The organism is Microcoleus sp. POL10_C6 (genome assembly GCF_036701585.1).
Taxonomy (GTDB): domain Bacteria; phylum Cyanobacteriota; class Cyanobacteriia; order Cyanobacteriales; family Microcoleaceae; genus Microcoleus.
Map to the genome: position 1 here is coordinate 87,603 of NZ_JAUBRB010000015.1, position 18,122 is coordinate 105,724.

Here is an 18,122-nt window from a genome sequence, read left to right on the forward strand (position 1 = left end):
GGGGGCGGGTTTTACCGAGAATAGCAGCCGATAATTGACGATTGATAAAACCCGCCCCCGCTGCCAAGCTTAGATTTTTAACACGCCTTCGGGATTCACCGTCAAGAGCGATCGCCTCTGCAAACCCTCTTGATATAAAATAGCATTAGCTGCCAACAAACCGCTGCTCACTGCCCTTTCCATTAAACCGCAAGGAAACGGCATTTTCACCCAATCTCCCGCAAACAAAAGATTAGGTACAGCGCAGCAAGTCTCCGGGCGTTCCGCATAACTACCGGGCGGATATCCAGAGAAATTCTTTTGATTTACCAATTCCCGGTGCAGCATATTTGCCTCTTTTAATTCCGGTACAATTTCGTACAATTCTTGCTCAAAAGTAGCCAGTAAAACTTCCTGGTTGGGAAATTCTTTCTCCTTGTAACAATAAGCGTGCAGTTCCACTACACTACCGCCAGTTTTCTGATTCCATTCGATGAACTGATCCTGAATTCGGTGGTAAAGCGTAATGCTGTCAGTCAGTTTGTAGCCGGAAAGCGAACTGAAATTGCTGTGTTCCCACGGAAATTCGCGATCGAACCAAAAACGGCCCACCGCAAACGGATCTGCTATTTTTAAGCTCTCTATCCGGCTCTGCACCTGCGGATTTACCTCACCGCTGGCCAAACTAAACAAATGCTGCATCCCCGGAACATCCGCCGCAAAAACATAGTAATCAGCCTTCAATGTTTCCGCCAAATTTTGCGGCTGCGATTGCTTAACCGCTGCTACTAACTGTATTTCATCTGCTTTTTCATCTACTACCTTAAATCGAGGCAAATCCCGCTGAGCAGGCCCACTGACAACTCGTCCTTCGGCATCAAAAACGGCCCCGTGACAAGGACAGTGAAATTGACCGTCGTTTTGTTTCTGAACTGTGCAGCCTTGGTGAGTGCAGCTCAGAGAAATTGCCTCTTTTCCCGACGGTGCGGCGGCAAATACGCTGTCCCCAGCGCCGAAATATTCGGTAGAGTTGCTGTCAGTTAATAGCGCGTTTCGCTTCACCCAAAAAGGTATTTTACTTTGCACGTCTCCAGACTGGTAACTCAGAGAATCAATCTTGCCGTTTTCCCAGCGAATCTCACTGACTGCGACATCTGTCAATACTTTGCCGCCTTTGCTTTCAATGGATCTGGCAATAGGCTGCACCAAACTCGTGCCCATATCTTGCCGCGTGCCGTTGAAGGCCAAACCCTCTGGATTTCCGAAAAAGTAAAAGTGGAAAAATTGCATTAATTCTCCCGCGCTCAATTCGTCGGGAGCGTTGAGGCTGGATTTGGCAAAAGGCAGAAAATACAAGTCATAAAGTCCGCGCGGGAATTCACCTTTTACCCAGTCGGCAACGGATATATTGTCGAGGCGAGCGAAAGTTTTTTGAGTTTGAAAACCGCCTATTTCTCGAAAGACTTCCCAGTGAGCAGGTTTTGTCAGATTGATTCCCCACTTGAGCCGATTAGGAGAAGATATCCCCAAATCAACTATATTCCAGGGAAAAGCTGAATGGTTGGGACGGAAAACTTCGGGTTTGTATTTGCCGTCTCGAAACACAACGGCGTAGGATTCTAAAGATACAAAATTATCGGTAATTTCTAGTTCTTCAACAACACTTTTGAGGTTGTAGTATTGCGGAAAAAAACCGTGGAAACCGTGTTCCATCATAAAAGTTTCGTTCCCGACTTGTATCGGCCAACTCGCAATTTTGCCGCCGAGTTGGGGCGATTTGTCGAGCAATGTTACGGCGAAACCCCGCTGGGAGAGTTCGTAAGCACAGGCGAGCCCGGCCAAGCCTGCGCCTACAACTGCAACGGTTTTGCGGTTATTCAGCATTCGCGGCAAGTCAAGAGAATCTTGCACAAAAACGGCGGGCTCTGGCTTGGAAAACCGAGAGTAGCCCAGCAGCCCGCCTGCGGCACCGACTCCGAGGAATTTGAGGGCGGTTCTTCGAGAAACTGGTTGGGATAGCGGTGAATTGGTTGATTGACTCATCAGCGGTACGCGGTAACGGGCTTTAAACACAAATACGCCATAAGGCATATATCATAGACCGAAATCAGGATATGTGAAGAAATACTAAGACACATCCCCCAATCGGATCGCGATCCTCTTCGAGGGCTTCGCTAACGCACCGTGCCAAGTTCGATCGCACACAATGTATAGTGGAAAAAATAAGGCTTTAGTTATCTAGCAGAGAAGCAAGAATCAACAAGGAAAAAGCGATCGACCGCATCGCGTAAAATCCTCTAAATAATTAAGTGTTTTTATTTATGTTGATCAACTCTTGGCAACCGCCGCCAATGATGCTAAAAAACTAGGAGATTGTCAGGTCAAATCTTAGGCCAAAGGCAGTCTCGGCGAATTGTACGAAATAACCGAGCAGATATCCAAGGCAAAACAATTAATCAGTCGAGCTTTAAGTAAGTTGGCGCGAAAAAACTTAACTATTTTAAAATAAGTAAATACAGAGAATATATCTACTGAGCTAACTCAATATATCGGCGATCGATGCAGGGTATTCCTCACTTAATACCAAGACAAAACTCGATGCAACCTGAGAAGTGCGGATGTGCCACAAAAATTCAAAGACGCCCGTATAGCTAATGCCGCTTAAACTCACATCTTGCACCATTCTTAAGAACGGGCTCTCCGGCCCGTTCCACAAAAGATTATTTTTTTGTGGAACAGGCCGAAAAGCCTGTTCATAAAAGGATTATTGAGAATGGTGCAACATCTCAGTTAAATTTACCTGGCTGCTATGTAAAAAATAGGACTGACTTGAAGAAACCGGGTTTTTGCGTAAGTCCTGTTTATGCAAAACCCCTGCATAATTTACAAACTTTTACATAAATCGTGCATTTCTTGGTGCGGGGAGTCGGTTGGTGCTGGTATCCACACCCTACGGTAGATATTTGGGGTTGGTCTTGAATGCTAGAGTTGTGCCGCGATCGCCAGCACAGTCAAAATTCACCCACATCCAAACTTTTGCCAACTGCTGCCGCCAACGGCGCTATTAACCGCCCCAAAATCATGCACTACCAATCCCAGCAGCAACGCCAAAAACACACGACTCAGAAAAAAATTAAAAAAGCTATTTTTTACTGTTTGACAGCAATATTTTTCTGCTGGAGTACCGCGAACCTCGCTACAATTGCTCAAAACACAGGCCAGGGCGGGCTTAACGGGCAAGAAATGAGAAATTTGCTCGATCGGGGAAACCTCACCGAAGCAGTAACCAGAATCGAAGAAAACTGGGAAGAAGACTATCAAAAATACTTTGAACAAGACTTTTCAGCTCGTGCGAAAACCGCCCAAGCAATATCAAAAACTCTCTCCCGCCTAGCAGTTCAAACAAAGAAAAAACCTGCTTTAATTTACGCTATCCCGCGTACCGACCAACTAGAATTAATCTTAATATTGCCCGATCGCCCGCCCATTCACCGCAGCGTCCCGGAAGCCAAACAAGAGAAACTGCTCTCAGTAGTCCAAGAATTAGGTAGCGAAATCACCAACCCCGTAAAACTCAACACCACCACCTATCTAGAACCAGCCCAACAACTCTACAAATGGATAGTTGCACCCCTAGAAACAGATTTGCAAACAGCAAAAATTGAAACCTTGCTGTTCTGCGTCGGCGCAGGTTTGCGAACCGTACCCCTAGCTGCAATGCACGACGGAAAGCAATTTCTGATCCAAAAATACAGCCTTGCCCGCATCCCCGCATTCAAACTCACAGACAGCAATTACACCGACCTCAGAAACGCGCAAGTTCTAGCAATGGGAGCATCAGATTTCGCAGAAACGGCGAACAAAGAACCGCTGCCAGCAGTTCCATTAGAACTAGGTGCGATCGCCCGACAGTGGCCCGGTCAATCCTTTCTCAACCAAGACTTCACCATAGTAAATTTGCAATCCCAGCGACTGCAACAAAAATACGGAATCATCCACCTTGCCACCCACGCCGAATTCCGCCCTGGAACCCCAAATAACTCCTACATTCAATTTTGGGACACCCAACTGGGTCTCGATCAAATGAGAGATTTAAAATGGAACAATCCGCCCCTCGAACTATTAGTATTAAGCGCCTGTAGAACCGCCTTGGGAGACAAAGAAGCAGAACTCGGATTTGCCGGTTTAGCGCTGCAATCGGGAGCAAAATCAGCCCTCGCCAGCCTGTGGTACGTCAGCGATGCGGGGACTCTCGCCCTGATGACAGAGTTTTACCAGCAGTTAAGAATCCGCAGGCCAAACGACCCTCCAATCATTAAAGCTGAAGCAATGCGGCAAGCACAAATTGCCGCGATCGAAGGCAAAGTGACGATCGAAGGCGGTCAACTGCGAAGTGCGCGAGGCGACATTCCCTTGCCCCCGTCCATCCCCAAACTCGACAGCAAAGATTTATCCCATCCGTATTATTGGGCAGCTTTCAGCATTATCGGCAGTCCTTGGTAAGTGGGCCTCTTGACCGAAACTGGTGATAGGCTATAAAACATAAGTAATTTAATATCTGTAGCTGTCGCTCAACCAACCACCACCAACCTGTGACGAATCAAGCGGGAGCCTTCAAGGGGAAAGAAAGATGAAAAAATTAGAATTTTTGCTACAGAAAGAAGGCGATCGCGCCTGGTTGCCCCTAGAAACCTCCGACGTGGAAATTCTAGAAGGTAAATACCGCGTGGTTGCTCGCATTCAGCACCCCAACACCGACATCGAAATTCGCGTTACCCATACTTCCTTCGACCAAGGGGCGCAGCGGAAAGTCCAAAGCCGATCGGCCCGCACCAACCCCGAAGGATTAGTCGTGATCATTCCCTACACCAGGCTCAAACCCGGACTGTGGGAACTCTCCTGCTTGCCAGATCCCAAAGCAACACCACTAAAACCTTGGCAGTACGGCGTTCAGTTGGAAGTATTGCCCGCAGAATCGGAAACCTCCGAACCCCTACCGCCGATCGACCAAATCGAACCTGCTGCTTCCACCGCAGCCCCACAAATCGCAGTACCGGTCGATCGCCCCGCACCACAAATTGCAGCACAGGTTGATCGTCCCGCACCCACCGAAATCCCAGCAGCCGATTCAGCACCGCAGCAGACCAAAATCTACCAATTCCCAATTCCCCAAACCGCCCAACCTAAACCGCACGTCAAACTCGAACTCGTCCTCGATCAAGAAACCTTCGTCACCCAACTCGGTCGCCCCTTAATCATTTCCGGCAAAATCGACATTCCCCAACACCCGCAACCAAGCAGAAAAACAGCAACTCTCATCCCCGAATCCGAAGCGCTAGAACTCAAACAACTCATCGGTTCAGCACAACTGCAAATTTACCTGCGCGACCCCCAAACCTCAAAAATTCTCGCAGAAATCCAGCAGCCGATGCCAGAACAAGTTCCCCCCTGCATCTTTGCCTGCGTCACCTACATCCCAACCGAGTGCAAAAGCCGCCTAATTTTAGGAGAAGCAATTCTCAGCAGCGGCGGCGTCACCCTAGCCACCAAACTATTCACAATTACAGCTCGTTTAGAGCACCTTCTACAGGAAATTAAAGACAATTTCATCGAAGAAAAGCATCAAGCTGAACCCTCCCCAACAGCCTCAAAACCGTCTGGAAGCGCCAAAAATATATCCTTCCTCAAGCTAGTAGAAAAATCCTTAGACCCTCCCTCCCCCGCCGAAGTCCCAACCACTGAAGCCCTACCCCCTCTACTGGCTTCGCGTCACACCCCAAGTGCAGGCGGTTTAGAATTGCCCGCCTTCGGTAACAAACTGCCCGACAGCAGCCGATCGCAATTGCTCTCAGAAATCTCCAATTCGCCTCAAACTGCCCCAGAGTCGATCGACCCGCAAACCAAACCCTCAGACATCCCAAATCCCACTCAAACAGCCGAAATCGGAGCGATCGACCAAAAACCCGAAAACATCCCCCAACCAGAAACAACAGCCCCAGAAACCCCGCCAGCACCCACAAAACAGGCATTTCAAACCTTAAATGTCGAAAGTCGATTTTGGTCGCGACTGAGTTCCCTAGCCAGCAACGGCGAATCGTCCGACTGGCTGAAAGCAACCACCCTGTCACCAACTCCAGCAGCCGCCGCAAATAGCAGCGACGAAATTGCCGTTGTGGAAGAAAGTAGCCCAACCCAGCAGCAACCCGAAACCAGCGAAACAATTTCCGATCCCCAATCCACTAGCCCGGAAGCCAGAGAATTTGTGGTTTTTGACGAGCCCCCGCAACCAAAACAAGTTGCTCAAAAAACCGCAACTGTCGTAGCAGAAGTAAATCCCCCAACTCCCTACGTTTTGCCAGAAGACGAGTTAGTACCGATGCCGGTTTTGGAATTGCCGCGCGCCGAAATCATCGCGGGCCAGGCTGTAAAAGTGCAAGTGCAACTGCCGGAATTAATGCCCCGGATTTATGTAAAAGTTTGGGTGTACGATCGACAAACCTACCTGATTCTCGACGGGCCCCGCTGGATTACCGAATTTAAATCTAACGGGTTGGGAAATGTGCGAGCAAGTGTCGAGTTAGAGATTCCCTACGGCTGCATGGAAGTCGAATTTGAGGCGATCGCCGTCGAAATGCAAACTCAGCGGGAAAGCCACAAAATAAGCGTTCACCGCCAAGTTTTACCCCCAGCCGGGCCAAGTTTGCCCCTCGAAGGGTAAGCTCAAATCCCCGTGCATCCCCGTTCATCCGCTAACATCTGCGGTTAAAAAATCTTACTTAGTTCCCGCCAACTGCCGAAACTTCTTCTTAAACTTATTCTTATACACGTAGATCAATCGCTGTAAATCCTCAACTTGCAGCGACATCTCGGCAGCCAAACCCGTGCGGTTCCAAACATCTTCCTGGCACTTGCGGCGACAAAAATTCATCGGTTCCGAGTAAACTTTCCGACTAGATAAAGTAGGCTTCGGGCCGCACCAGTGAATCACCGTCCCCTGAGTACGATCGCCCGCAGGCCCGCTTTCTTCCACCGGAAACTGCTTTCTTAGCAAATCCTGGTCAAAATCCGGCACCAACAACTGCATATCCACATTCTGCACCCGCAGTTTGCCTTCTTGAGCGGCGCGGAAGACCATCAGGTTAAAAAAGCCCATGTCTCCATACTTAAATATGTCTGGATGTTCATCATTAAAATCCAGAATCTTTCTATACTCCTCTAAGCTGAAAACACCTCGTTTCCCAAAGAATGTGCCTGGACAGACATAGCGAGAGCGATAGTCTTGCCAACGAAAATCTGGAAAATACTTTTCGACTCCTGGAATGTCAAAGAAAAATTCCGTGATATCCGCATCCGAGTAATCGTAACAAGGCTGGTCAATAATAAAGTCGAAGTCTTCAAAATTAGCCAATTTGAGGACATCTCCCCAAACAATTGTATCTGCATCCATCAGGAGAAAATTTTGCCAAGGACTTTCCCAAAAGGGAATCATATGACTTTTTCCCCAACCAAAGCTTCTTTTTCTCAGAAGTGGCTCAGAGACGGTATCGTGATTAATGACGCGCACTCCGTAAACTTTTTCTAGGGGACTCACGGAAAACGTACCGTCAATCAACAGGCAGATGGGAACATCTCCCAGGAAATATCGGATGCTAGCACAGCAACCCTTTGCCAACAAATAATCTTGGTCGCAGCAAGCAATAATAACACCAAAATCTTCCATAAACCCTCACTATTTTACTAACTTGCCTAGCCACAGCGTTTCGGTTTTTTGTTCTGAAAGCAGCTCGATTTTCAAGTTTTGCATTTTAGCCAGCTTAGCACTAAACTTCTGCGATCGCCCGTAGACAAAAACATCACTAAAACCGCTAGGAATATTGGGTATAGTTGGTCTGTCAAACAACTGAGCTCGACGGCGCGCTTTCGGGTCAAGCAACACCAATTGCAGCCGCACTTTCGGTTGTAACATATGACTCATTGACAGTATATTTCCCAGACTGACTTCCGAGATATCACTGACAAGCAGCGGCTTTGGGGCACGATCGATCCTGCGAGCAATTTCGGGATTTTCCCGGCCCCATTCCTTAGTCCACCAAGTCTCGGCTTGAGAACTAACGGCATTCGACAGCACCCCGCCCGTTAACAGTACAACTGTCAAAACTTTCCACATTTGCCGTTTCCAGCTTGGCACGCCCAGCGCGGTAATTTTAGTCGCTAACAGGTAAGCCACAGCGATTTGCATCCCCAAATAAGTCGGAAATAGGTAGCGAGCTTTAGTCGATCGGATTCCTCCCAATATAACATCCGGCAGCACGAGTGCCAGTGCTGTCACCGCCATCACCGTCACCACAAACAGCCAAACCTGTTTCTTCGTCTCCGAACACAGAAAATAAACTGCATACCCTACGATTGTCAATAAAATTAAAGTCGCTGCCACTAAACCAATAATATCTACGGATATCGCATTAGAAGTTAGTCCGAAATCCCAAAAAACGCGACCGATATTTCCGGCCCAATTCTTAACTAAAGATAGCCTCTGAATTTCTAGATTGGCCCAACTTGTTGCCCCGGAAGCTGCACTTTTATTTACCATTAAAATTACCATCCAAGGCAGAAATGCTAGCAAGGACACGGCAATTGCGATCAAGTAACTCAGTAGTTTTTTATTCGACGTAAAACCTTGAGTTCCTAAGATATAAAATCCATGTCCTAACCCCACTAACAGACTAAATAAATGAGTGTAAAATCCCATAATATTTGCTACTGAGTAAATGCTCCAACTCAGCTTATTTTGCAGCCGCAGTGCTCGCAGCAGAGACGCACAAGAAAGCAAAATCAGCGCCGACCACAAACTGTAGGGACGTGATTCTTGAGCGTAAAGCACGTGCAAGGGAGAAACTGCTAGCAATCCCACGGCTATCCACGCCACTTCCGGCGATGCAAACAATTCCCGGCACAGCCAGTACAGGCAAGGAAACGTTAACAAACTCATCCAAACTGAGAAACTTCTTGTCGCTGCAGGAGAATCACCGAATAGTTTTGCCCAACACTTGACTGCCAGAAAATACAGTGGTGGCAGTTGAGGTTCTTCTATTGCCAAACTTTTAACAGTATCGCCAAAATTTTTGATCGCATTGAGGCGCTGATATTTCATTAAATCTTTTGGTGCTACTAACTGACCGCTGCTTATTTCACGAAGGACTTCTGTTTGCGTGTATCCAGAAATCCGCAGGGAAGTAAATACTTCATCGTACCAATAAAACTTTTTGTCGATGTTGACGAAGCGAAAGAAAAATCCTAATAGCAATAATACCACTACTAACAGCCGCAGTTCTCTTTTCATCCCAGTCAGAGATGGTGTAAAAAATATAGATTGTACGCGTCAATTTAACATACCATAGAAAGAGCGAGTGCATTGCCCAATCTACAGGTTGTTCGATCGCCCTCCCATAACTTACGGCATTTACTTGTGTTCTTAGCAAATTAAAACCGTCTTGGATGCACTCCTTACTCTCATAAACCCGGTTTTTTAACTTCGATCGCCTAAAAGGAAGTATTTGCATTCCTCAAACTCGGTTGATGCGTCCTGGACGCCCGGAGAATCAATGGATACTTTGCCAGTATCCGCTCCATAATTCGGGGCGGACTACCCACTCAGGAAGGATTTTGCGTCATTTGAGGTGCATCGTTGAGCGATTTATCCCGGATTATTGAGGGGATATCTTTGGCAGTGGCATAAATCACAGAGAAAATGTGCTTTGAGATCCCGAGGCTGTACCAAAAAAATAACTGGTTGTCAAACCCAAGACAGCGAGGCCACAAAACTATAATTTCAGCTAACAGGGATTCAGTCGGCTGCTGCTGCCAGACCGCAAAAAAATTGTGTTAAAGTAGCGGGAAATTAAACCCGCCGACGGTTAGTCTCAAAAATGGCGATCGTCCTGGCAAGTCCCGACGGCAGCGGGCATCAAAAAACCCAAATTGGTCAAGCCTGAACTTTGGTTTGGATCGGGTCAATCTACCAGCCTTTAGGTCTCAGTTCCCCACTCATGGCGGGAAAATAGCCCCTGCCGGGTCGCGAGGTTTAAAGTTAGGTTAAAAAGCTTGACATTATAGGATATAAAGCTGTATAAGGGATGCGACAAGCAGCCACAATCCTACCTATAACTGTCTGTTAAGTCTGGCGTAACCGAGGACTCTGGGCAGTTGTCAGTTAGAGGGAGATTGTGGTCGAACCCGTAGAACCAGTTGTCGATCGCCCGTAGAGCAACTCAAGCAAGTCGGGCGATCGAGAGATGAAATTAGCAGGTGATGGTATAATCAGCCGTAAGGTAATGTGGGCTTGACCTGAATTGATGCCGGGGCGGTATAAGGGGTGGGCCCCCTACGTTCAAGCAGAAGTAGACACGCCTACTGTGAATCAACAGTGAATCAACAGTTATGGATAGGTTCTATTTTGGCAGTTATTGTCAACAGGCAAGCAACCACAAAAATCAGCAGTTGGGAATTGCTGCTCGTCGAGTTGAATAGAGTGTGAAGGTGTGAGGAAAATGAACAGAACTTTTTGGAATTTACTGCTAGTATCCCCGGCAATTCTGGGGCTATCATCAGTCATGAGTGCCACTGCGATCGCCGCAGAAGCGACCGCAACCCCTGAAGCCAACCAACTAGCTAAAGCTCAGTCATCTGAGTCAAAAATTGCAGAAATAGTTGGAGAAATAGTTGCAGAACCAGTTGCAGCAGCCCCTGCTGCCCCAGAAAACCTGGCTTTAAACAGCAGCGTCGAAGCGGCCCAAACCCCGGTCGTTAACGAAGCAGACGCTGAAAAAATCGCCTCAATCGAACCAGAAACCAGCGCAGCAGCACTGCAAACAACACTGCAAACAACAGGGAGCGACATCGGGTTAGCAGCCCCAATCGCTCCGGCCAGCGCAGCAGCGACTGAACCCCTAGCAGCAGCAGGCACAGCCGAACCCTCGCCCCAAGCATCAGACTTGGCAGTGCAAAGCAGCCAGACAGAAGTAGCTGGGAAAATTGAAGTGCCAGCAGTCGCCAGCACCCCAGCTACTAAGGTAGAAATTGCTCAGACACCAGCCGCCGGAATGGGCGGCCCCATCGTCCCTGTCGCTCCCCAAGCGCTGCCGGCTCAACCGTCGGGAACCATGTCCCAGGTGACATCAGTCACTCAGCTCTCCGACGTGCGCCCGACAGATTGGGCATTCCAAGCCCTGCAATCCCTAGTCGAACGCTACAGTTGTATCGTAGGTTATCCCGACGGCACCTACCGCGGCAACCGCGCCCTGACTCGCTACGAATTTGCAGCAGGCGTCAACGCTTGCTTAGACAGCATAACCAAACTAATTGGGTCAACAGGTAACTTGGTTACCCGAGACGACTTAGCCATCCTGCAACGCCTGCAAGAAGAATTTGCAGCCGAACTAGCTACCCTCCGCGCACGAGTAGACGGCCTAGAAGCCCGCACCGCAGAACTCGAAGCCAACCAGTTCTCGACCACCACCAAATTGGCTGGAGAAGCCGTTTTTGCCGTCACCGACACCTTCGGAGATGGTGTCGGCCTTCACGACGACAAAACAGTCACCGACTTCAGCTACCGGGTGCGCTTGAACTTATTGACAAGCTTCACCGGTCGAGACTTGCTCAGAACCCGCTTGCAAGCGGGTAACGTCCCTAACTATTCAACATTTACGGGTACTAACATGACTCGCGTAGCCCAGGATGGGGCTGAGAACAACAATTTCACATTAGATGAAGTGTGGTATCAGTTCCCGCTAGGTAACGCTACATTCTTGGTCGGTCCTAAAGGACTTGACCTAAATGAAATTGGAGACGTGGCTGCTACTAGTACCTTTAGGGACTCTACGGGTAATGGCACTCTATCCAGATTTGGAGTTCGCAACCCGGCCGTACACCGCGGTCCGCAGGGAGCAGGCGCAAGTATGAGTTACAACTTCGGCAACTTCCGAGCTACTGCGGGCTATCTCGCCTCCGACGGCGATGCTCCCGACCCCGCAAACGGCAGGGGCGTTTTCGACGGTTCTTTCAGCGCTTTGGGTCAGATCGGCTTTTTTAGCAGACCGTTTGATTTGAGCCTGACTTACACCCACAAATACAATCGCGCAGGCGATGTTGGCATCATGGGTGGCACCGGCAGTTCTTTGGCTAACCGGCCCTTCGGTCAAGCACCCACTCAAGCAGATAACTATGGCGTGCAAGTTAACTTCAAACCCAGCAGTCGCTTTCAGATTGGCGGCTGGTACGGTTATACGAAGGCTGAGCAACTGCGGGGCGGCAACAATGACGCGACGATCCAGAATGGTGCTATCACTTTGGCCCTGGCAGATTTTGGCCGGCAAGGCAACCTCCTCGGCTTCGTCTTCGGTGTACCGCCAAAAGTTACCGAGAGCGATGTCGCCAGAAACCGCGACACCTCTTATCACTTAGAAGGTTTCTATCGCTTCCAAGTCAATGACTTTATTTCGGTGACACCGGGCGTGTACGTGATTCTGAATCCCGAACACAACAACAACAACGAGGATATCTGGGTCGGACTCCTCCGTACTACCTTTAGTTTCTAAGGTTTCCAGACATCTAGTTACAGCTAAAAGCGGCAGGCGACTGCCGCTTTTATTTATTGGTCATCAGTCGATCGATTTTAGATTTTAGATTTTAGATTTTAGATTTTCAACAGTCATCAGTCAACAGTCAACAGTCATCAGTCATCAGTCAACAGTTCACAAATTATGAATTTTGGCGGCAAATCCCGAATACGGAGGTGTAGCCGTGCAGAAATGTGCTACCGCCGACGGGGCCGATTTCGCCGTTGCAGAAAAAGCCGCTCAGGGGGATGTTTTTGAGGTATCGGCCGAACAGTCGGGAGTCAAAGTTTGATTCGCCGTAAAGCCCTTCACCGCGCCCCAGACAAGAGAACATCAAGGCGCCGGCGCTGGATGTACCACTGTACTCGGCGGCCCGCTGATAGCGATCGAGCAGCATTTCTAGGTCTTCTGCGGAGGTGCGCGCGTCCCGCAGGTGAAATTGGATGCGCTGTCCGGGACGGACTCGATCGCCGATCGCAATTGCTCCCACTTTCGGATCGACTCCCAACAGATTGCGGATTAAAAAATCTCCTGGCTCTAATTTCAGCTTGAATTCATCGCTAACTAAGCCTACAAATAACGAGTGCTGAGCTAATTCTCGGTCTTCTTCGCTCAAAGTTTGAACTAACTCTCGCAAGGCCTCTAAGGGCGATCGCTCGATGCCCCCGCTGCCGGTATCGTCGGTTTGTTCTTCGAGTTTCAGCAAAATATTGCGATCTCCTTCCGTCACCCGATAAGGATGCCCGATCGGCCTGCAGCCTTGAGCGACGATCGTTTCCAAAACTATATTGCCGCTCAAAGCTACCCCAACCGTCCCTTCTCGGTGAAGCTGATAGTCGCAAAACAGCGCCGCGCCCCTGCCCGCACCGTCCCCCCCGGCTAGTCCCCCTACCTTCGCCGCGCCCGGATAGGCATAATCTAGCCCTTGGAGCAAATCGTTAATTTTTGCGGAAAAGGGGTCAGCCAAGATGATGAACTGCGGTTCTTCCTGGGCCGGCACGCCCAAGAGATCCACCCAAGTATCCGGGGGACTATCTAAGTCCGGCAGTTCTTCTGCACCGACGTGAAAAGTTCTGACATTCACTCCCGGCAAGCGCGCTAGACTCAGGCTGACTGCGGGAGCTCCCTCGACTTCTTCGGTGAGGCCGCCCCGGTTCGTGCCGATGACTCCTCCCCCGCCACATCCCAGGATCGCGGGCACTGGCAGCATTTCTCGGAGTAAAGGCATCAACCGAGAATACTCGCTGGCAAAGGCAGACGAAATAAATATCAGCGCTAAATCAGCCGGGCCTTCTAGGTCGCGATCGGCTTGTTCTATAACTTCTTTGAGGGCGGATTCCAAAGAGGGACGGGTTGATAAAGCGCTGACCCATTGCATTTGGTTTTGAGTGTACATAAGACAAACTTCTCTATAAAACTATCTCTATACATTAGGCTAACTGGAACTGGCCACTGGGGGGACGCTATTCTTGGGCGATCGATTCCCCATCGATTGCCGTTCTTGTGTTAACATAAGTTAACATGAGTGTCCCATTAATCTGTTTAGTGTAAAATGCCGTATTCAGCTAAATCTTAAAAGATAAAGCTCAATACAGTTTGACACACCAACCTCGTGTAATGTTTTCATCAAAAGTAAGGTCAGCTCGACCTACATTGATGCCTGGGGACTCTTCCCCCGCCCACGGGGTAGAGAAAAGCAGGAAGTAGAGACGGCTGCTGCGATCGCAGTTATGGATGGTTTGTCTCTGGGCTGCTGCAACCGCAGCGCATCTCAAGCTATTATTAGCTGGGGTCGCCAGACCGAAACAGCAAATCCCACCCAAACTAACATCCAAAAAGAAAACCTTTCTTACTTAATAAGGTCAACTACCCAGGTCTAAAGACACGCTCGCTTCGAGCCTAAGACTTAAACCACTGTTGACCCGCCGTATACTTTAGAAGTCTAGGTTTTTTGAGTTATGACACCAAGTGGCTGCTTAGCTAGTCCCTTGCTCAGTCGTTAACGGTTAAACATCTTTATTTGGGTTAAGGACGTGCCGTTAGCCGAACAAGCTCACTAAACAAAGGCGCGTGCTAACATTACCTAGAAATAGGTCGGGGACAACCATATTCTCCTACACTTTCCTACCAACAATTTTTATGACAACAACACCCGCAGGCAACATCCAAGAGAAAATTGAAGAAGAACTAGAAAGCGCTCGTACCGTCTGTGACCTCAAGGGCGCAACTTCCGGGGAATGCGCGGCGGCGTGGGACGCAGTTGAAGAACTGCAAGCAGAAGCTTCCCACCAAAAGCAAGTCAAACCTAAGAATTCCTTTGAAAAATTTTGCGACGACAATCCTGACGCTGCTGAGTGCCGCATCTACGAGGAATAAACGAGCCATTTAGCTCTATGCCTTCCCTCCCGCGCCGAAATCTAACTTTTGGCGCGGGAGAATTTTATTTTAGGGGTTGAGCCTTGAAATAATGGCGAGATTTGCTCTCTATCCCAATACGGTTCAAATCCGCCAGCTTCCCCCTCGCCCCCCAAGGGTGACAAGCATTTACTCTTGCGTCCCCCAAAGGGGCGAGGATGGGAAGGAGATATCTCAAGAATAAACAGTTTTAACTCAAGCGTATTGCCGTCTATCGTGTCTCAAGTAGCCTTCAAAGCGCGCCAAGTACCTTAGAAAAGGTAGCAGTAACTAAAACATTAAGACCGTGTTCGGGTTGCTGATTTTTTAGCATTTTTGTAGTAAAATTTGTGACAAATAAGTGAGTATATTTTCCCAAAGATGTTGAGTCTTTTATTGGCAGCCACCGGGCCTTGGTTTCAACCGCTAGTCTGGATGGATTACCGGTTGTCTGTGTTATTAACAATTTCGATCCCGCTGGTAGTGCTGATTTGGGCTGTTGTGGCAAAAGCTGATGCGATCGTCCGTTTGTCGATTATTTATTGGCGGGTGGCGAGTTTGCTGGCAATTACACTTTACCTGATGATGGCTGCGCTGCCTGTGAGCTTTGTATCGTCGGTGATTGGGAGGGCCTTAATTCCTGCTAGTCTGTGGTTTTGGGAGGATTTAAACGAAGAAATTGCCGATCGACCGCAGTCGCCCCTGAAATTAGCTTTTACAGCTTGGCGGTGGGCGATTACTGTTTACAGCGGTTTGGGCGCTCTTGCTCAACTTCCCTTCTTAAGCTGTGCTTTTAAATCGCAAATTGAGGTAATTGATGAACCTTTTTGCCGCATTTGGTTAGACCCACCTTGGCTCTATAAACAAATGTTTCACCCTACGGCAAGCCCTCAATTTTTTGGATTGTTGGGTCTGATAGGTTTAGGAATCTATGTAATTTACTTGTCATACTTTGTGCTTATTAGACTAGGAAAACAGGGGAGGTCAGCTACCGGAAATTAAGTTAATTTTAAGTACGTATTTGCCTCCTAAATAGCAGCTAAAGTCTTCAAAAAAACACTCAAAAATCAAAAAAAAAACCGGGCGCATATACGAAAGAATCGAACTAACAGCAGAGTAGCTGACGTGACGCCGCCCAAAAACGGATACAAGCCGCCGACTCATGTCGTGGAGATATAAAAATTTTAGACTAAGGTTCAAGCTTCCAGATTCATCTGTGGAAGAAATCTAAAATCTAAAATCTAAAATCTAAAATCGACTGACAGCAATGTTATTGGGAAAGACTGTGATGGATAGCAAACAAGCATACTTACAGTGCTTAGAAAGGCTGATTTGGGCGATCGATCGCCTCGAAGCAAAAGTCGAACCAAGTGAACTCGCTCGGATTGCCGAACTGATTGTTCAGCCGATGATGGGCCCCTGGCGGTTTTTTCACACTCCCGAACATATTTTTGATGTGGGGGGAAAGGAAGACGCGATCGAGGTTTTGGCAGCTTTATTTCACGATACCGTCTACGTGCAAGTTGATCGCAGCATTAACTTTAACGTCAGCTACTACATCACTCCTGTTGCAAAAGAGGTTAACAAACAACTACAAATTCGGGATCAATCTGAACTGCCTGCGGATGCTATCTTCGAGATGGTAATGCTGGTATTCAATTTTGTACCGGGCGAAATCCTCAATCCTTTCGCCGGACAAAACGAATTTCTCAGCGCTGTCGTAGCAGCAAAAGCTCTAGAACCATTTCTAAAACGCGAGCAATTGCTTCAAATTGCAGGCTGCATTGAAGCAACAATTCCGTTTCGCACCGCCGATTCTGGAGTAACGGTAAGCCAGCGCCTCTATAACCGCTTACAAGCAATTAATGGCTTATTTAACCTCAGTTTGACTGACGAGGAAATGCGGGAAACGGTCAAAAAATCTGTGCGAATCTCTAACCGGGATGTTATGAGTTTTGCTCACCATAGTTCAGCCCATTTTTTGGCAAATACCTGGAATTTACTGCCGGAAACCAATCACAATCTCATCTGCTGTGGTTTTTACACGATTCGCGACTACCGAGTTGCTTTGCTCAAGATGGAAGGTTTTCTGAATTATCTCAAGCCAGAAATAATTTTCCGACAGTTTGAGGGATATCCAGACGAGCGCACATATCAACGCTGGGAAACTACTGCTAAGTACAATCTCGAAATTGCGAAGCTTTATTTGGGGTGCAAACTGTCTGCCCTAGCCCTGCTAGAAGCTCTTTCTTCGGATTTGGGGATTGAGGTTTCTCTGGCGATGATGATGGGAGGAATTCCGGCTCAAGCTCCTAACTGCGTGCGGCTGGAAAGCTTTTTTCCCGAAATAGAGAAACCTTATAAACCTAAAATTAGTTTAGAAGCGGAAGTATTGAATTTATTAGAAAATGGGCGGGCTAAAAGCACTTCTAATACCGATTTGGAGAGTTCGCCCCTGACAACGTTTGTGGTAAAAATTGTTGGCTTTGACGAAATGCGCTATCAGTGCGATCGAGCTAAGGACTTTTTTCGAGAAAATCTAAACGCCGACGACTTTATTTCCGGCTTTAACCCGATAGTTACAGAAATTGTTATTGATTCAATTCTCAAGTTGTTTGACAGCCGGAAGTCTACTATCTACCGATTCTACGATATCACTTCTAAGTTAAAGTCCCAACCCCAGAGCTATTTTCCCGATCGCCCTTTTCGCTCCAATGGTTAACTAGCTTTAAATACAGTATTTTTGCCTTCTCTATAGAAAAGACCCTTACTCAGCTTATACAACAGTGGTGCGATTACACTGTGACAGGATTGATTGCCTCGCTTTCTCTACGTCAATCAGCCTATCCATCCCGGCACTAACAGCCGTACCGGTAAGTAGGTAGGCGGGATTAAACCGAATAATGTAACACTATGTAAACAGGTTTAAGTCAGCCAGTAGAGAGCCTTTGGAGACTTTGCCCTTGTTTCATAGGGGCGTTTTTTGGCGGCGACTTACTTATGGTGTGGGGCTGGTGGCAAAGATTTTACAAGTTGATAAACAATGGAAATTCGCTGCTGTTTGCCTTTGACAATTATTTTATACAAAACGGATTTGATAGCTGCCTGTCACTCATCTGAGCTACCCCAGATAAG

At 48.0% G+C, this 18,122-nt stretch carries 11 protein-coding genes; 6 read left to right on the forward strand and 5 right to left on the reverse strand.

Annotation, left to right across the window (positions count from 1 at the left end; genetic code table 11):
• Positions 1-69: 69 nt before the first annotated feature.
• Positions 70-2,022 (reverse strand): FAD-dependent oxidoreductase, encoded by a 1,953-nt coding sequence (locus QUA34_RS10940; protein WP_333386447.1) that lies wholly within the window; start codon positions 2,020-2,022, stop codon positions 70-72.
• A gap of 493 nt (positions 2,023-2,515) precedes the next feature.
• Positions 2,516-2,662, reverse strand: a complete 147-nt coding sequence (locus QUA34_RS10945) for a hypothetical protein (protein WP_333325861.1) — start codon at positions 2,660-2,662, stop codon at positions 2,516-2,518.
• A gap of 296 nt (positions 2,663-2,958) precedes the next feature.
• Here QUA34_RS10945 and QUA34_RS10950 point away from each other — a divergent pair, with 296 nt between their 5' ends.
• On the forward strand, positions 2,959-4,482 hold the full coding sequence (locus QUA34_RS10950) for a CHAT domain-containing protein (protein WP_333386450.1): 1,524 nt from the start codon (positions 2,959-2,961) through the stop codon (positions 4,480-4,482).
• A gap of 127 nt (positions 4,483-4,609) precedes the next feature.
• Entirely contained in the window at positions 4,610-6,697 is a 2,088-nt protein-coding gene (locus QUA34_RS10955) for a hypothetical protein (protein ID WP_333386452.1), read from the forward strand.
• Between the two features lie 54 nt (positions 6,698-6,751).
• Here QUA34_RS10955 and QUA34_RS10960 read toward each other — a convergent pair whose 3' ends face one another.
• Both QUA34_RS10960 and QUA34_RS10965 read right to left on the reverse strand, forming a co-directional pair.
• Positions 6,752-7,699, reverse strand: a complete 948-nt coding sequence (locus QUA34_RS10960) for a hypothetical protein (protein ID WP_333325853.1) — start codon at positions 7,697-7,699, stop codon at positions 6,752-6,754.
• A 9-nt stretch (positions 7,700-7,708) separates the two neighbouring features.
• The gene (locus QUA34_RS10965) at positions 7,709-9,319 is read right to left on the reverse strand and encodes a glycosyltransferase family 39 protein (protein ID WP_333325851.1); all 1,611 of its coding nucleotides are present in this window, start codon (positions 9,317-9,319) and stop codon (positions 7,709-7,711) included.
• Positions 9,320-10,526: 1,207 nt separating this feature from the next.
• Here QUA34_RS10965 and QUA34_RS10970 point away from each other — a divergent pair.
• Entirely contained in the window at positions 10,527-12,572 is a 2,046-nt protein-coding gene (locus QUA34_RS10970; protein ID WP_333386455.1) for an iron uptake porin, read from the forward strand.
• Positions 12,573-12,735: 163 nt separating this feature from the next.
• Here QUA34_RS10970 and QUA34_RS10975 read toward each other — a convergent pair whose 3' ends face one another.
• Entirely contained in the window at positions 12,736-13,989 is a 1,254-nt protein-coding gene (locus tag QUA34_RS10975) for an FIST N-terminal domain-containing protein (RefSeq protein ID WP_333386458.1), read from the reverse strand.
• 743 nt (positions 13,990-14,732) lie between these two features.
• Between QUA34_RS10975 and QUA34_RS10980 the strand changes: the two genes are divergently transcribed.
• From QUA34_RS10980 to QUA34_RS10990, 3 genes are all read left to right on the forward strand, one after another.
• On the forward strand, positions 14,733-14,969 hold the full coding sequence (locus QUA34_RS10980; protein ID WP_190662788.1) for a Calvin cycle protein CP12: 237 nt from the start codon (positions 14,733-14,735) through the stop codon (positions 14,967-14,969).
• Positions 14,970-15,368: 399 nt separating this feature from the next.
• Positions 15,369-15,989, forward strand: a complete 621-nt coding sequence (locus QUA34_RS10985; protein WP_333295715.1) for a DUF3177 family protein — start codon at positions 15,369-15,371, stop codon at positions 15,987-15,989.
• A 265-nt stretch (positions 15,990-16,254) separates the two neighbouring features.
• A complete protein-coding gene (locus QUA34_RS10990) occupies positions 16,255-17,709 on the forward strand; it encodes a hypothetical protein (protein ID WP_445242812.1) in 1,455 nt (484 codons plus the stop codon).
• Positions 17,710-18,122: the final 413 nt, after the last annotated feature.

Coding starts and splice junctions, on each gene's coding strand:
- QUA34_RS10940 (WP_333386447.1), bottom strand. CDS start 2,022: ATGAGTCAATCAACCAATTCACCGCTATCCCAACCAGTTTCTCGAAGA.
- QUA34_RS10945 (WP_333325861.1), bottom strand. CDS start 2,662: ATGGTGCAAGATGTGAGTTTAAGCGGCATTAGCTATACGGGCGTCTTT.
- QUA34_RS10950 (WP_333386450.1), top strand. CDS start 2,959: ATGCTAGAGTTGTGCCGCGATCGCCAGCACAGTCAAAATTCACCCACA.
- QUA34_RS10955 (WP_333386452.1), top strand. CDS start 4,610: ATGAAAAAATTAGAATTTTTGCTACAGAAAGAAGGCGATCGCGCCTGG.
- QUA34_RS10960 (WP_333325853.1), bottom strand. CDS start 7,699: ATGGAAGATTTTGGTGTTATTATTGCTTGCTGCGACCAAGATTATTTG.
- QUA34_RS10965 (WP_333325851.1), bottom strand. CDS start 9,319: ATGAAAAGAGAACTGCGGCTGTTAGTAGTGGTATTATTGCTATTAGGA.
- QUA34_RS10970 (WP_333386455.1), top strand. CDS start 10,527: ATGAACAGAACTTTTTGGAATTTACTGCTAGTATCCCCGGCAATTCTG.
- QUA34_RS10975 (WP_333386458.1), bottom strand. CDS start 13,989: ATGTACACTCAAAACCAAATGCAATGGGTCAGCGCTTTATCAACCCGT.
- QUA34_RS10980 (WP_190662788.1), top strand. CDS start 14,733: ATGACAACAACACCCGCAGGCAACATCCAAGAGAAAATTGAAGAAGAA.
- QUA34_RS10985 (WP_333295715.1), top strand. CDS start 15,369: ATGTTGAGTCTTTTATTGGCAGCCACCGGGCCTTGGTTTCAACCGCTA.
- QUA34_RS10990 (WP_445242812.1), top strand. CDS start 16,255: ATGTTATTGGGAAAGACTGTGATGGATAGCAAACAAGCATACTTACAG.